Here is a 15,044-nt window from a genome sequence, read left to right as displayed (position 1 = left end):
CCCGCCCGGCCGCGGCCCGCGCCATCCGGCTGGGCAGCCCCCGCCCGCGCCTGCGCCTGATCGGCCTCGCCCTGACCCTGGTGATGTCCGCCTTCGTCGTACGGCTCCTCCAGGTGCAGGCCGTCGACGCCGGCACGTACGCCGCCAAGGCCGAGCAGAACCGCTACGTCGTGCACACGCTGCCCGCCGAGCGCGGCGGGATCACCGACCGCAACGGCGTCGCCCTCGCGAGCACAGTGGACGCCTACGACATCACCGCCGACCCCACGATGTTCACCCGTGAGCAGCTGAAGGTCGGCGACGGTCCCGAGCAGGCGGCGGCGCTCCTCGCGCCCATCATCGGCGAGGACCAGGGGGACCTGGTCGACGTGCTCCGCCCGAAGAACAAGGAGCTGCGCTACGTCCGCCTCGCCCGCCGGCAGACCCCGCAGGTCTGGAACCAGATCAAGGACCTGAAGACCGCGCTGACCAAGAAGGCGGAGACGGACAAGTCCGTGGTCAACGTCCTCGCGGGCGTCTTCGCCGACCCCAGCAGCAAGCGCGTGTACCCGGGCGGCGACCTCGCCGCCGGCATCCTCGGCTGGGTCGGCGCGGACGGCAAGGGCGGCGGCGGCCTGGAACGGAAGCTGAACGAGACCCTGGCCGGCAAGGACGGCAAGATCCGGTACGCGCAGTCCGGCGGCCGCCAGGTACCCACCGCCGGTTCCACCGAGACGCCCGCCGTCCCCGGCAGCGACGTCGAACTCACCATCGACCGCGACATCCAGTGGGCCGCCCAGCACGCCATCAGCCGGCAGGTGGAGGAGTCCAAGGCGGACGGCGGCTACGTCATCGTCCAGGACACGGCCACCGGCGAAATCCTCGCCATGGCCAACTCGCCCGGCTTCGACCCGGGCGACCTCGCCCACGCCGATCCGGACGCGCTGGGCAACGCGGCCCTCCAGGACGCCTTCGAACCCGGCTCCACCGCCAAGGTGATGTCGATGGCGGCCGTGCTGGAGGAGAAAGCCGCCACTCCGATGACCCACCTCACCATCCCGAACCGGCTCAAGCGCGGCGACCGGCTCTTCAAGGACGACATCGACCACCCCACCTGGTACCTCACGCTCAACGGCGTGCTCGCCAAGTCCAGCAACATCGGCACCATCATGGCCACCGGCGAACTGGGCAAGACCCAGGAGGAGGCCAACAAGGTGCTCCACTCCTACCTGCGCAAGTTCGGCCTGGGCGGCTACAGCGGGCTCGGCTTCCCCGGCGAGACCAAGGGCATCCTCGCGCCGCCCGACCAGTGGTCGACCTCGCAGCAGTACACGATTCCTTTCGGCCAGGGCGTCTCCGTGAACGCGTTGCAGGCGGCCTCCGTGTACTCGACCATCGCCAACGGCGGCGTCCGCGTCGAACCCACGCTCGTGCGCGGCACCAAGGAGGAGGACGGGCGCTTCACCCCGGCTCCCGAGCCCAAGAAGACCCGCGTGATCAGCGAGAAGACGGCGAAGACCCTCTCGCAGATGCTGGAGTCCGTAGTCGACGACGAGGAGGGCACCGGTACCAAGGCCCGCATCCCCGGCTACCGCGTCGCGGGCAAGACGGGTACGGCGAACCGGGTGGATCCGGCCACCGGCATGTACAAGGGGTACACGTCGTCGTTCGCCGGGTTCGCCCCCGCCGACAAGCCCCGCGTCACCGTCTACTGCGCCATCCAGAACGCCACCGAGGGCAGTTACTTCGGCGGCCAGATCTGCGGCCCCATCTACAAGCAGGTCATGGAGTTCGCCCTGAAGACCCTTCAGGTCCCGCCGACCGGGGCCGACCCCGCGAACCTCCCGGTCACCTTCGAACCCTGACGAGGACCGAGCAGCCCCCGACCCAGCAGCGAGCCAGTACCGAGCCAGCGCCGATTCAGTACCGAGCCACCAGGAACCACCCGTGACAACGATCACCCCCGATCCCGGGAACCAGAGCGGTCCGTCAGCCTCACTTCGCCCGGAAGCGGGTACGCCCGGTACGCTCACCGCCGTGCCACACGCTGATCAGTCCCAAACCACCCAGAAGGGCCAGCCCGTGACCTACCCGGGACCGCCCAGGCCGGGGCGGATCTCCGCCACACCCCTCGCGGAACTCGCCGACCAGCTGGGTGTCACCGCGCCGGACAGCGGCGCCGGAGTCACGGGCATCACCCATGACTCGCGCGCCGTCCGCCCAGGTGACCTGTACGCCGCCCTGCCCGGAGCCCGTCTCCACGGCGCCGACTTCGCCACCCAGGCCGCCGGCCTCGGCGCCGTCGCCGTACTGACCGACCCGGCCGGCGCGGAGCGCGTCGCCGCCACCGGACTGCCGGCGCTCGTCGTCGACGACCCGCGCGCGCGGATGGGCGAACTGGCGGCCACGATCTACGGCCGCCCCGGCCGCGATCTCCTCCAGATCGGCATCACCGGCACCTCCGGCAAGACCACCACCGCCTACCTCGTCGAGGGCGGCCTGCGCACGGCGAAGTCCACCGGGCTCATCGGCACGGTCGAGATGCGCATCGGCGACGAGCGCATCAAGTCCGAACGCACCACGCCCGAGGCCACCGACCTCCAGGCACTGTTCGCGGTGATGCGCGAGCGCGGCACCGACGCGGTCGCCATGGAGGTCTCCAGCCACGCCCTGGTGCTCGGCCGGGTCGACGCCTGCGTCTTCGACATCGCGGTCTTCACCAACCTCAGCCCGGAGCACATGGAGTTCCACTCCGGCATGGAGGACTACTTCCAGGCGAAGGCGCAGCTCTTCACGCCGGAACGCAGCAGGTTCGGCGTGGTCAACGTCGACGACGAGTACGGGCGCCGCCTCGCGAACGAGGCCACCGTCCCGGTCGTCACCTACTCCGCCGAGGGCCACCCCGACGCCGACTGGCGCGCCGACGAGGTCGAGGTCGGCCCGCTGGACTCGACGTTCACCGTGCTCGGGCCGAAGGGCGAGCGGATCGCCGCCAAGTCGCCGCTGGCCGGCCCGTTCAACGTGGCGAACACCCTCGCCGCGATCGTCGCCCTCGCCGCCGCCGGCCTCGACCCGCAGACGGCCGCCGACGGTGTCGCCGCGGTGCCGGGGGTGCCGGGCCGCCTGGAGCGCGTGGACGAGGGCCAGCCCTACTTCGCGGTGGTCGACTACGCCCACAAGACCGACGCGGTCGAGTCCGTTCTCAGGGCGCTGCGCAAGGTCACCGAGGGCAAGCTGCACGCCGTGCTCGGCTGCGGCGGCGACCGGGACACCACCAAGCGGGAGACGATGGGCGCCGCCGTGGCCCGGTTCGCCGACACCGCCGTACTGACCTCCGACAACCCCCGCTCCGAGGACCCCCTCGCGATTCTCGCCACCATGCTCCAGGGCGCGGCGTCCGTGCCCGCGCACGAGCGTGGCGAGGTCCAGGTCTTCGAGGACCGGGCCGCCGCGATCGCCGCCGCCGTCGCCCGGGCCGAGCCCGGCGACACCGTGCTGGTGGCGGGCAAGGGCCACGAGCAGGGCCAGGACATCGCCGGGGTGGTCCGGCCCTTCGACGACCGCCAGGTGCTTCGCGAAGCCATCCAGAAGACCCAGGGATGAAATCCCGATGATCCAGCTGATCCAGGGGACGAACTTGTGATCACCCTCTCTCTCGCCGAGATCGCAGAAGTCGTCGGCGGGCGGATGCACGACATACCGGACGCGTCCGTGCAGGTCACCGGGCCGGTCGTCCGGGACTCGCGGGAAGCGGGGCCCGGCAGCCTCTTCGTCGCCTTCGTGGGCGAGCGGGTGGACGGCCACGACTTCGCGCCGGCGGTCGTCGAGGCGGGTGCGGCGGCCGTGCTCGGCTCCCGCCCCGTCGGCGTGCCCGCGGTCGTAGTGGACGACGTCCAGGCCGCCCTCGGCGCCCTCGCCCGCCACGTCGTACGGCGCCTCGGCACCACCCTCGTGGCCCTCACCGGGTCCGCCGGCAAGACCAGCACCAAGGACCTCATCGCCCAGGTGCTGAGCCGTGAGGCGCCCACGGTCTTCACGCCGGGTTCCATGAACAACGAGGTCGGGTTGCCGCTCACCGCACTCACCGCCACCGAGGAGACCAGGTTCCTCGTCCTGGAGATGGGCGCCCGCGGCATCGGCCACATCCGGTACCTCTGCGAGCTGACCCCGCCGAAGATCGGCCTCGTCCTCAACGTCGGCTCCGCGCACATCGGCGAGTTCGGCGGCCGGGAGCAGATCGCCCAGGCCAAGGGCGAACTCGTCGAGGCGCTGCCGCCGGCCGAGGAGGGCGGCGCCGCGATCCTCAACGCGGACGACCCCCTCGTACGGGCCATGGCATCCCGAACGAAGGCGAAGGTGATCCTTTTCGGAGAGTCCGACGAAGCGGACGTCTCTGCCGAGAACGTGCGACTCACGGACAACGGACAGCCTTCCTTCAGGCTTCACACACCCTCCGGTGCAAGCGATGTGACCATGCGCCTGTACGGTGAGCACCACGTGTCGAACGCGCTCGCCGCGGCCGCCGTCGCCCACGAGTTGGGCATGTCCGCAGACGAGATCGCCACCGCGCTCTCCGAGGCGGGCTCCCTCTCCCGCTGGCGGATGGAGGTCACCGAGCGCCCGGACGGCGTGACGGTCGTCAACGACGCCTACAACGCGAATCCCGAGTCCATGAAGGCCGCGCTGCGTGCGCTCGTCGCCATGGGCAAAGCCTCACAGGCAAGGGGGGGCCGTACGTGGGCGGTGCTCGGCAAGATGGCCGAGCTCGGGGACGAGGCGCTCGCCGAGCACGACGCGGTCGGGCGGCTCGCCGTCCGGCTCAACGTCAGCAAGCTCGTCGCGGTCGGGGGCAGGGAAGCCCAATGGCTGCAACTGGGCGCATATAACGAGGGTTCGTGGGGTGAGGAGTCGGTGCACGTGTCCGACGCACAGGCGGCGGTCGACCTGTTGCGCAGCGAGCTGCGCCCGGGGGACGTCGTGCTCGTGAAGGCGTCCCGTTCGGTGGGTCTGGAGAGCGTCGCGACGGCGCTGCTGGAGACCGGCGCCGAGGGTGAGGTTGCCGCCCGATGATGAAGCAGATCCTGTTCGCGGGAGTCATTGGCCTCTTCCTGACGCTGGTCGGCACCCCGCTGCTGATCAAGCTGCTGGCCCGCAAGGGCTACGGCCAGTACATCCGCGACGACGGCCCGCGCGAGCACGCCAGCAAGCGCGGTACGCCGACCATGGGCGGTATCGCCTTCATCTTCGCGACGGTCGCCGCCTACTTCCTGGCCAAGGTGATCACCAGCTACCTGGACCCGGAGGCGGACGCGGGGCCGACCTTCTCGGGCCTGCTGGTGCTCGGCCTGATGGTGGGCATGGGCCTGGTCGGCTTCCTCGACGACTACATCAAGATCGTAAAGAGGCGTTCGCTGGGCCTGCGGGCCAAGGCGAAGATGGCCGGCCAGCTGATCGTCGGCATCGGCTTCGCGGTGCTCTCACTCCAGTTCGCGGACAACCGCGGCAACACCCCGGCGTCCACCAAGCTGTCGTTCATCACCGACTTCGGCTGGTCGATCGGCCCGGTGCTGTTCGTCATCTGGGCGCTGTTCATGATCCTCGCGATGTCGAACGGCGTGAACCTGACCGACGGTCTGGACGGTCTGGCCACCGGCGCCTCCGTCCTGGTCTTCGGCGCCTACACCTTCATCGGCGTCTGGCAGTTCCAGGAGTCCTGCGCCAACGCGCTGACCCTGACCAACCCGGGCGCCTGCTACGAGGTGAGAGACCCCCTCGACCTCGCGGTGGTCGCCTCCGCCCTGATGGGCGCGTGTCTCGGCTTCCTGTGGTGGAACACCTCGCCGGCCAAGATCTTCATGGGCGACACCGGTTCGCTCGCGCTCGGCGGTGTGCTGGCGGGTCTGGCGATCTGCTCGCGCACCGAACTGCTGATGGCCATCCTGGGCGGCCTGTTCGTCCTGATCACCATGTCGGTGGTCATCCAGGTCGGCTCCTTCCGCCTCACCGGAAAGCGCGTCTTCCGAATGGCGCCACTCCAGCACCACTTCGAACTCAAAGGCTGGTCCGAGGTCCTTGTCGTGGTCCGTTTCTGGATCATCCAGGGCATCTGTGTGATCGTCGGACTGGGCCTCTTCTACGCGGGATGGGCAGCGGACAAGTGACCTCCTCCTCGGTGCCTTTCGACTTCCAGGGCAAGCACGTCACCGTCGCCGGCCTCGGCGTCTCCGGCGTCCCGGCCGCCAAGGTCCTGCACGGCCTCGGCGCGCGCGTGACCGTCGTCAACGACGGCGACGACGAGCGCGCGCGGGCGCAGGCGGCCGAGCTGGAGGCGCTCGGCGTCACCGTGCGCCTCGGCGACGGGGACACGCTGCCCGACGGCACCGAGCTGATCGTCACCGCGCCCGGCTGGAAGCCCGCCAAGCCGCTGTTCACGGCCGCCGGGGAGGCCGGCGTCCCGGTCTGGGGCGACGTGGAACTGGCCTGGCGCCTGCGCGGCCGGGACGGCAGGAAAGCCGCACCCTGGCTCGCGGTCACCGGCACCAACGGCAAGACCACCACCGTCCAGATGCTGGCGTCGATCCTGAAGGCGGCCGGACTGCGCACCGCCGCCGTCGGCAACATCGGCGTCTCCCTGCTGGACGCGGTCACCGGCGAGACGGAGTACGACGTCCTGGCCGTGGAGCTGTCCAGCTACCAGCTCCACTGGGCGCCCTCCCTGCGCGCCCACTCGGCCACCGTCCTCAACCTCGCCCCCGACCACCTCGACTGGCACGGCTCCATGGAGGCGTACGCCGCCGACAAGGGCCGCGTCTACGAGGGCAACACCGTCGCCTGCGTCTACAACGTCGCCGACAAGGCCACGGAGGGACTGGTCCGCGAGGCCGACGTCGAGGAGGGCTGCCGGGCCGTCGGTTTCACCCTCGGCACTCCGGCGCCGGGTCAACTCGGCGTCGTGGAGGGCATCCTGGTCGACCGCGCCTTCGTCGAGGACCGGCAGAAGAACGCCCAGGAGCTCGCCGAGGTCTCCGACGTCAACCCGCCGGCCCCGCACAACATCGCCAACGCCCTTGCCGCCGCCGCCCTCGCCCGTGCCTTCGGCGTCCCCGCCGCGGCCGTACGGGACGGGCTGCGGGCCTTCACGCCCGACGCCCACCGCATCGCGCACGTGGCCGACGTCGACGGTGTGGCGTACGTGGACGACTCCAAGGCCACCAACACCCACGCCACCGAGGCCTCCTTGGCGGCGTACGAGTCGATCGTCTGGATCGCCGGCGGGCTGGCCAAGGGCGCGACCTTCGACGAGTTGGTCACGGGAGCGGCGAAGCGCCTGCGCGGTGCCGTCCTCATCGGCGCCGACCGCGCCCTGATCCGCGAAGCCCTGGCGCGACACGCCCCCGAAGTACCCGTGGTCGACCTCGACCGGACCGACACTGGTGCGATGCTCCAGGCCGTCCAGGAGGCCCAGCGACTCGCCCGGCCCGGCGACACGGTGCTGCTGGCCCCGGCCTGTGCCTCCATGGACATGTTCACCAACTACAACAAGCGCGGTGACGCGTTCGCGGAGGCCGTTCGCGAACTCGGCGCCTGACCCGGCCGCCTCTGCGCCGGGCGACCTCGGGAGGACGCGTGGGACGGTCCATGCCGACGTACAGCGGAGGCAGCGATGCCCGGTAGTCCCCAGAGCCGTACCGGACGTCCGCCCGTGCAGCGGGCCGCCAAACGCCCCCCGGCACCGAGGCCGCCGCACGAGAACCCCGTGCTCCGCCTGTACCTGCGTCTGCGCCGCGCCTGGGACCGGCCGCTGACCGCGTACTACCTGATCTTCGGCGGCAGTGCGCTGATCACCGTGCTCGGCCTGGTGATGGTCTACTCGGCCTCCCAGATCACCGCGCTCCAGCTCTCGCTGCCCGGGTCGTACTTCTTCCGCAAGCAGGCGCTCGCGGCGCTGATCGGCGCCGGACTGCTGGTGGCCGCCATGAGGATGCCGGTGAAGCTGCACCGGGCGCTGGCCTACCCGATCCTCGCCGGTGCCGTCTTCCTGATGATCCTGGTGCAGGTGCCGGGGATAGGGATGGCGGTCAACGGCAACCAGAACTGGATCGCGCTGGGCGGCTCCTTCCAGATCCAGCCCAGCGAGTTCGGCAAGCTGGCCCTGGTGCTGTGGGGCGCGGACCTGCTGGCCCGCAAGCAGGACAAGAGGCTGCTGACCCAGTGGAAGCACATGCTGGTGCCCCTGGTGCCGGCCGCCTTCATGCTGCTCGGGCTCATCATGCTCGGCGGCGACATGGGTACGGCGATCATCCTTACGGCGATCCTGTTCGGCCTGCTGTGGCTGGCGGGCGCGCCCACGCGGCTGTTCGCCGGCGTGCTGTCGATCGCCGTGCTGCTCGGCTTCATCCTCATCAAGACCAGCCCCAACCGCATGGCCCGGCTGAACTGCATCGGCGCCACCGACCCCGGCCCCGGCGACTCCTGCTGGCAGGCGGTGCACGGCATCTACGCCCTGGCCTCGGGCGGACTGTTCGGTTCCGGACTCGGTGCCAGTGTGGAGAAATGGGGCCAACTCCCGGAAGCTCACACCGACTTCATCTTCGCCGTGACCGGTGAGGAACTGGGCCTGGCGGGGACGCTGTCGGTGCTCGCCCTCTTCGCGGCTCTAGGCTATGCGGGTATCCGCGTGGCCGGACGCACGGAGGACCCCTTCGTGAGGTATGCCGCGGGAGGCGTGACCACCTGGATCACGGCCCAGGCCGTGATCAACATCGGTGCGGTCCTAGGGCTGCTGCCGATCGCCGGTGTTCCCCTCCCGCTGTTCTCCTACGGGGGCTCCGCCCTGTTGCCGACCATGTTCGCCATCGGACTGCTCATCGCCTTCGCCCGCGACGAGCCCGGTGCGCGGGCGGCGCTCGCGCTGCGGCAACCTCGCTTTGGTAGAAAGCGGGGAACCGGGGGCACCGGGTCCAAGCGGAGCCCACGGAGTTGGAACACGATGCGACGGCGCGCCTCGGCGGCGCGTTCGTCCGGAGAGCGGTGAATTTCGGTGCATGTCGTACTCGCCGGCGGAGGAACCGCGGGCCACATCGAGCCCGCGCTCGCCCTCGCGGACGCCCTGCGCAGGCAGGATCCGACCGTGGGGATCACGGCCCTGGGCACGGAACGCGGCCTCGAGACCCGCCTCGTACCCGAGCGCGGGTACGAACTGGCGCTGATCCCGGCCGTACCGCTGCCACGCAAGCCCACCCCCGAGCTGATCACCGTTCCGGGCCGGCTGCGCGGCACCATCAAGGCCGCCGAGCAGATCCTGGAGCGCACCAAGGCGGACGCCGTGGCCGGCTTCGGCGGCTACGTCGCCCTGCCCGCCTACCTGGCGGCCAAGCGGCTCGGCGTGCCGATCATCGTCCACGAGGCCAACGCCCGCCCCGGCCTGGCCAACAAGATCGGTTCGCGGTACGCCGCGCAGGTCGCCGTCTCCACCCCCGACAGCAAGCTGCGCAACTCCCGCTACATCGGCATCCCGCTGCGCCGCTCCATCGCGACGCTGGACCGGGCCGCCGCTCGTCCCGAGGCCCGCGCGATGTTCGGACTCGACCCCAACCTGCCCACGCTGCTGGTCACCGGTGGCTCGCAGGGCGCCCGCCGCCTCAACGAGGTGGTCCAGCAGGTCGCGCCCTGGCTCCAGCAGGCAGGCATCCAGATCCTGCACGCGGTCGGGCCCAAGAACGAACTGCCGCAGGTCCACCAGATGCCGGGAATGCCCCCGTACATCCCGGTAAGTTACCTGGACCGGATGGACCTCGCGTACGCCGCGGCCGACATGATGCTCTGCCGTGCGGGCGCGATGACCGTCGCCGAACTCTCCGCCGTCGGGCTCCCGGCCGCCTACGTCCCGCTGCCCATCGGCAACGGCGAACAGCGGCTCAACGCGCAGCCGGTGGTCAAGGCCGGCGGCGGACTGCTGGTCGACGACGCGGAACTGACGCCCGAGTGGCTGCAGCACAACGTCCTTCCCGTGCTCGCCGACCCGCACCGGCTGTACGAGATGTCCCGCGCCGCCGCCGAGTTCGGCCGCCGGGACGCCGACGACCTCCTCGTCGGCATGGTGTACGAGGCGATCGCCGCCCGTGCGCACCACTAGTCAGGGATGACGGAAGGCAGGGAGCGTGGCCGGACCGAGCACCGCCGAGCGCGGTGAACGCCAGCAGGAGTCGTCCGGCCCGCCCCGTGCGCGCCGGTTCGGCCCGCCCCGTCTTCGTACGATCATCATCCTGATCGTCGCTCTCGTGCTCGTGACGGGCGGAACCGTCTGGCTCCTCCACGGTTCGAACTTGACGCGGGTGGAACGCGTGTCGGTCTCCGGTACTCGCGTACTGACGCCGGCTCAGGTTCGCGAGGCGGCCGACGTGCCCGTCGGGGACCCGCTGATCTCCGTGGACACCGAGGCGGTCGAGGCGCGGCTGCGCCGGAAGCTGCCCCGTATCGACGAGGTCGGTGTGGAACGTTCCTGGCCGCACGGAATCGGACTGAAAGTGACGGAGCGTACTCCGGTTCTGATTGTGCAAAAGGGTAGAAAGTTCGTCGAAGTGGACGATGAAGGCGTCCGTTTCGCCACGGTTTCCCGGGCCCCGAAAGGCGTTCCCGAGCTCGAATTGCGGCCCGCCCGGTCCGGTTCCGCCGCGGCGAGCCTGCGCCGCTTCGACGAGGACCGCCTGGTGCGGGAGGCGGTGCGGGTGGCCGACCGCCTTCCGGCCGCGGTCGCCCGGGACACACGGACCGTCAAGGTCCGTTCCTACGACGACATCTCGCTGGAGTTGAGCGGCGACCGGACCGTGGCGTGGGGGAGCGGTGAGCAGGGGGTTCGGAAAGCGCGAGCGCTCACCGGGCTGATGAAAGCCGCGCCCGATGCGCGGCACTTCGACGTGAGTGTCCCCACCGCTCCCGCGTCATCGAGGAGTTGACGGGTATATGTGCAGGCCAGCACCCTGGTTGGGCAGCGCTACGGCTGATCACATAGGGTGAAAAGAAAAACGGGAGGTTCGGCGTGTTCGTTGAACGTGCGCCACTTGTCGACTTAGTGTCCTGTTCAGAAGACTTCAAGGAACAGACACACTGGTAACCCTAAACTTCACCGTTAGGGTTCGGGTCGGCGCTACGGACCGTCCCATTCGGCATCAGTCGCCGGGTCGCGGGGCACAGTGCTCCGGTGATTCGACGACACGTAACTCGAGGCGAGAGGCCTTCGACGTGGCAGCACCGCAGAACTACCTCGCAGTCATCAAAGTCATCGGTGTCGGCGGCGGTGGTGTCAATGCCATCAACCGGATGATCGAGGTCGGTCTCAAGGGCGTCGAGTTCATCGCCATCAACACCGACGCGCAAGCTCTGTTGATGAGCGACGCCGACGTCAAGCTCGACGTCGGCCGCGAACTCACCCGCGGACTCGGCGCCGGAGCCAACCCGGCCGTCGGCCGCAAGGCCGCCGAGGACCACCGCGAGGAGATCGAGGAGGTCCTCAAGGGGGCCGACATGGTCTTCGTGACAGCCGGAGAAGGCGGCGGCACCGGCACCGGCGGCGCGCCCGTCGTGGCCAACATCGCCCGCTCGCTCGGCGCCCTCACCATCGGCGTGGTCACCCGCCCGTTCACCTTCGAGGGACGGCGCCGGGCCAACCAGGCCGAGGACGGCATCGCCGAACTCCGCGAAGAGGTCGACACCCTCATCGTCATCCCCAACGACCGGCTGCTGTCCATCTCGGACCGCCAGGTCAGCGTGCTCGACGCGTTCAAGTCCGCCGACCAGGTCCTGCTCTCCGGCGTCCAGGGCATCACCGACCTCATCACCACGCCCGGCCTGATCAACCTCGACTTCGCCGACGTGAAGTCGGTCATGTCCGAGGCCGGTTCGGCCCTCATGGGCATCGGGTCGGCCCGCGGCGACGACCGCGCGGTGGCCGCCGCCGAGATGGCGATCTCCTCGCCGCTGCTGGAGGCGTCCATCGACGGCGCCCGGGGCGTGCTGCTCTCCATCTCCGGCGGCTCCGACCTCGGCCTGTTCGAGATCAACGAGGCCGCCCAGCTGGTCAGCGAGGCCGCCCACCCCGAGGCCAACATCATCTTCGGCGCGGTCATCGACGACGCCCTGGGCGACGAGGTCCGGGTCACCGTGATCGCGGCCGGCTTCGACGGGGGCCAGCCGCCGTCCAAGCAGCGGGACAACGTCCTCGGCTCCTCCACCTCGGGCAAGCGCGAGGAGCCCACCCCGGCACGGCAGACCGAGAGCCGTCCGTCCTTCGGCTCGCTCGGCAGCGTCAAGCCGAAGGAGGAGCCGGAGCCGACGCCCGCGCCGGAGCCGGTGAGCGACCTGCCGCCGGTCTCCCCGCCGCCGGTCCCGCCGTCGAGGACCTACTCGGACAGCGCGGCCGAGGAACTGGACGTGCCGGACTTCCTGAAGTGATAGGACAGCGCGACACCGTGAACGGCGCGCACTTCGGCTTCACCGACAGGTGGGGCGGAGTGAGCGCCGTTCCGTACGAGGAGCTCAACCTCGGCGGCGCGGTCGGCGACGACCCCGGCGCCGTGACGGCCAACCGGGAGCTGGCGGCCAAGTCGCTGGGCGTGGACCCGGTCCGGGTGGTCTGGATGAACCAGGTGCACGGGGCCGACGTCGCCGTGGTCGACGGGCCCTGGGGGGACCGTCCGGTCCCGCGGGTCGACGCGGTCGTCACCGCCGAACGCGGCCTCGCCCTCGCCGTCCTCACCGCGGACTGCGTGCCCGTCCTGCTCGCCGACCCCGTCGCCGGTGTCGCCGCCGCGGCCCACGCCGGCCGGCCCGGCCTGGTCGCCGGGGTCGTCCCCGCCGCCGTACGCGCCATGGCCGAGCTCGGCGCGGACCCCGCCCGGATCATCGCCCGCACCGGACCCGCCGTGTGCGGCCGATGCTATGAGATGCCCGAGGAGATGCGCGCCGAGGTGGCCGCCGTCGAGCCGGCGGCGTACGCGGTGACGAGCTGGGGCACACCGGCGGTCGACGTGGGCGCCGGAGTGCACGCGCAACTCGAACGCCTCGGGGTGCGCGACCGGGCGCAGTCGCCGGTGTGCACCCGGGAGTCGGAGGATCACTTCTCGTACCGACGCGACCGCACCACCGGGCGGCTCGCGGGCTACGTCTGGCTGGACTGATGGGGCATGACGGACCGTAAGCAGGAACTCGCCGACAACCTGGCGAAAGTGGAAGAGCGCATCGCCGCGGCGTGCGAGGCCGCCGGCCGCCGCCGCGACGAGGTGACCCTCATCGTGGTCACCAAGACGTACCCGGCGGACGATGTGCGGATTCTCTCCGAACTCGGTGTGCGTCACGTCGCCGAGAACCGTGACCAGGACGCGGCACCGAAGGCCGCCGCATGCTCGGATCTGCCGCTTTCGTGGCATTTCGTCGGTCAGTTGCAGACCAACAAGGTGCGGTCCGTGGTCGGTTACGCGGATGTCGTGCAGTCGGTCGACCGGGCCAGGCTCGTCACGGCCCTGTCGAAGGAGGCCGTGCGGGCCGGGCGCGAGGTGGGTTGCCTCCTCCAGGTCGCGCTCGACGCGGGGGAGAACGCGCGCGGTGACCGCGGTGGCGTCTCGCCCGCGGGAATCGAAGAGTTGGCCGACCTGGTCGCCCGGTCCGAGGGGCTGCGGCTCGACGGGCTGATGACCGTGGCCCCGCTCACCGGCGAGTACGCGGGACGCCAAGAGGCGGCGTTCGAGCACCTCATGGATTTGTCGACCTACGTGCGCCGAACCCATCCGGCTGCGAACATGGTCTCCGCGGGGATGAGCGCGGACCTCGAACAGGCCGTGGCCGCCGGAGCGACACATGTGCGCGTCGGTACTGCGGTACTCGGAGTCCGCCCCAGGCTCGGGTAACGTCGCCAAGAAGTCGGACCACAGCAGAAAATATGGTCATTACCGCCGAAAGGCGGACGCAACGACCTCGTGGATCGCGGGCAATTGGCAGTCGTCAGCCGATCCACCACAGAGCGGAGGACTCAGAGCATGGCCGGCGCGATGCGCAAGATGGCGGTCTACCTCGGCCTCGTGGAGGACGATGGGTACGACGGCCGGGGGTTCGACCCCGATGACGACTTCGAACCGGAACTGGACCCGGAGCCCGAGCGGGATCACCGGCGGCACGAACCGGCGCACCAGTCGCATGGTTCACATCAGCCTCTAAGGGACGAAGAGGCACGAGTCGTACAACCGCCCGCGCCGCGCGAGCCGGTGCCCCGGTCCGCTTCGCTCGCGGCGGAATCGGGTCGCCCGGCGCGTATCGCGCCCGTGGCATCCATCACACAAGAACGCGCAAGCCTGGAAAAGAGCGCACCGGTCATCATGCCCAAGGTCGTGTCCGAACGAGAGCCCTACCGGATCACCACGCTTCACCCCCGGACCTACAACGAGGCCCGTACCATCGGGGAACACTTCCGTGAGGGCACGCCGGTGATCATGAATCTCACTGAGATGGACGACACAGACGCGAAGCGACTTGTCGACTTTGCGGCCGGTTTGGTGTTTGGTCTTCACGGCAGTATCGAGCGGGTGACGCAGAAGGTGTTCCTGCTGTCTCCTGCTAACGTCGATGTCACGGCGGAGGACAAGGCCCGCATCGCAGAGGGCGGGTTCTTCAACCAGAGCTGAGACGCACCACCGGTACAGAGCAAGAACGCGGATCCGACAACGGGTCCGAGAGATGGTCAGGGGAGAGGGAAGCACAGGTCATGAGCGTGGTCTTGGATGTCGTCTACATCGCGCTGATGTGCTTCCTCATCGTGCTCATCTTCCGGTTGGTCATGGACTACGTCTTCCAGTTCGCCCGCTCGTGGCAACCCGGCAAGGCGATGGTGGTCGTTCTGGAGGCCACCTACACTGTCACCGATCCACCGTTGAAGCTTCTGCGGCGGTTCATCCCGCCGCTGCGTCTCGGGGGCGTGGCGCTCGACCTGTCCTTCTTCGTGCTGATGATCATCGTCTACATCCTGATCTCGATCGTGAGCCGGCTGTGATCGATGTGAGAGATACGGGCTTGCCGAA

The 15,044-nt window shown here is 69.9% G+C and carries 13 protein-coding genes; all 13 read left to right on the top strand.

Features of this window, described 5'->3' with window-relative positions:
- Window positions 1-1,844, top strand: a 1,844-nt coding sequence (locus tag EBH09_RS09260; protein WP_153182640.1) for a penicillin-binding protein 2, incomplete at its 5' end; no start/stop codon positions are given.
- 217 nt (window positions 1,845-2,061) lie between these two features.
- On the top strand, window positions 2,062-3,582 hold the full coding sequence (locus EBH09_RS09255) for a UDP-N-acetylmuramoyl-L-alanyl-D-glutamate--2,6-diaminopimelate ligase (protein WP_121746550.1): 1,521 nt from the start codon (window positions 2,062-2,064) through the stop codon (window positions 3,580-3,582).
- Between the two features lie 36 nt (window positions 3,583-3,618).
- Window positions 3,619-5,049, top strand: a complete 1,431-nt coding sequence (gene murF, locus EBH09_RS09250; protein WP_121746549.1) for a UDP-N-acetylmuramoyl-tripeptide--D-alanyl-D-alanine ligase — start codon at window positions 3,619-3,621, stop codon at window positions 5,047-5,049.
- Entirely contained in the window at window positions 5,049-6,140 is a 1,092-nt protein-coding gene (gene mraY, locus EBH09_RS09245) for a phospho-N-acetylmuramoyl-pentapeptide-transferase (protein ID WP_121746548.1), read from the top strand. The genes murF and mraY overlap by 1 nt, the downstream gene beginning before the upstream one ends.
- 11 nt (window positions 6,141-6,151) lie before the next feature.
- Entirely contained in the window at window positions 6,152-7,567 is a 1,416-nt protein-coding gene (murD, locus tag EBH09_RS09240) for a UDP-N-acetylmuramoyl-L-alanine--D-glutamate ligase (RefSeq protein WP_121747307.1), read from the top strand.
- 75 nt (window positions 7,568-7,642) lie between these two features.
- Window positions 7,643-9,013: a putative lipid II flippase FtsW gene (gene ftsW / locus EBH09_RS09235; protein WP_121746547.1), complete on the top strand. Its 1,371-nt coding sequence runs from the start codon at window positions 7,643-7,645 to the stop codon at window positions 9,011-9,013.
- A gap of 6 nt (window positions 9,014-9,019) precedes the next feature.
- Window positions 9,020-10,114 (top strand): undecaprenyldiphospho-muramoylpentapeptide beta-N-acetylglucosaminyltransferase, encoded by a 1,095-nt coding sequence (gene murG, locus EBH09_RS09230; protein ID WP_121746546.1) that lies wholly within the window; start codon window positions 9,020-9,022, stop codon window positions 10,112-10,114.
- 25 nt (window positions 10,115-10,139) lie between these two features.
- The gene (gene ftsQ, locus EBH09_RS09225; protein WP_121746545.1) at window positions 10,140-10,934 is read left to right on the top strand and encodes a cell division protein FtsQ; all 795 of its coding nucleotides are present in this window, start codon (window positions 10,140-10,142) and stop codon (window positions 10,932-10,934) included.
- A 286-nt stretch (window positions 10,935-11,220) separates the two neighbouring features.
- A complete protein-coding gene (gene ftsZ / locus EBH09_RS09215) occupies window positions 11,221-12,429 on the top strand; it encodes a cell division protein FtsZ (RefSeq protein WP_121746543.1) in 1,209 nt (402 codons plus the stop codon).
- Window positions 12,426-13,154 carry a peptidoglycan editing factor PgeF gene (pgeF, locus tag EBH09_RS09210; protein WP_121746542.1) on the top strand — a complete coding sequence of 243 codons (729 nt, stop codon included), beginning with the start codon at window positions 12,426-12,428 and terminating at the stop codon, window positions 13,152-13,154. Before ftsZ ends, pgeF begins: the two co-directional genes overlap by 4 nt.
- 6 nt (window positions 13,155-13,160) lie before the next feature.
- On the top strand, window positions 13,161-13,880 hold the full coding sequence (locus EBH09_RS09205; RefSeq protein WP_121746541.1) for a YggS family pyridoxal phosphate-dependent enzyme: 720 nt from the start codon (window positions 13,161-13,163) through the stop codon (window positions 13,878-13,880).
- Between the two features lie 129 nt (window positions 13,881-14,009).
- The gene (sepF, locus tag EBH09_RS09200) at window positions 14,010-14,651 is read left to right on the top strand and encodes a cell division protein SepF (RefSeq protein ID WP_121746540.1); all 642 of its coding nucleotides are present in this window, start codon (window positions 14,010-14,012) and stop codon (window positions 14,649-14,651) included.
- An 80-nt stretch (window positions 14,652-14,731) separates the two neighbouring features.
- Complete coding sequence (locus EBH09_RS09195) at window positions 14,732-15,016, top strand: YggT family protein (RefSeq protein ID WP_007448661.1); 285 nt, start codon at window positions 14,732-14,734, stop codon at window positions 15,014-15,016.
- Window positions 15,017-15,044: the final 28 nt, after the last annotated feature.

This window comes from Streptomyces sp. E2N166, from assembly GCF_003671715.1.
GTDB lineage: Bacteria > Actinomycetota > Actinomycetes > Streptomycetales > Streptomycetaceae > Streptomyces > Streptomyces thinghirensis.
Note: the sequence above shows the minus strand (reverse complement) of the source record. Positions and strands in the feature narration are given on the sequence as shown.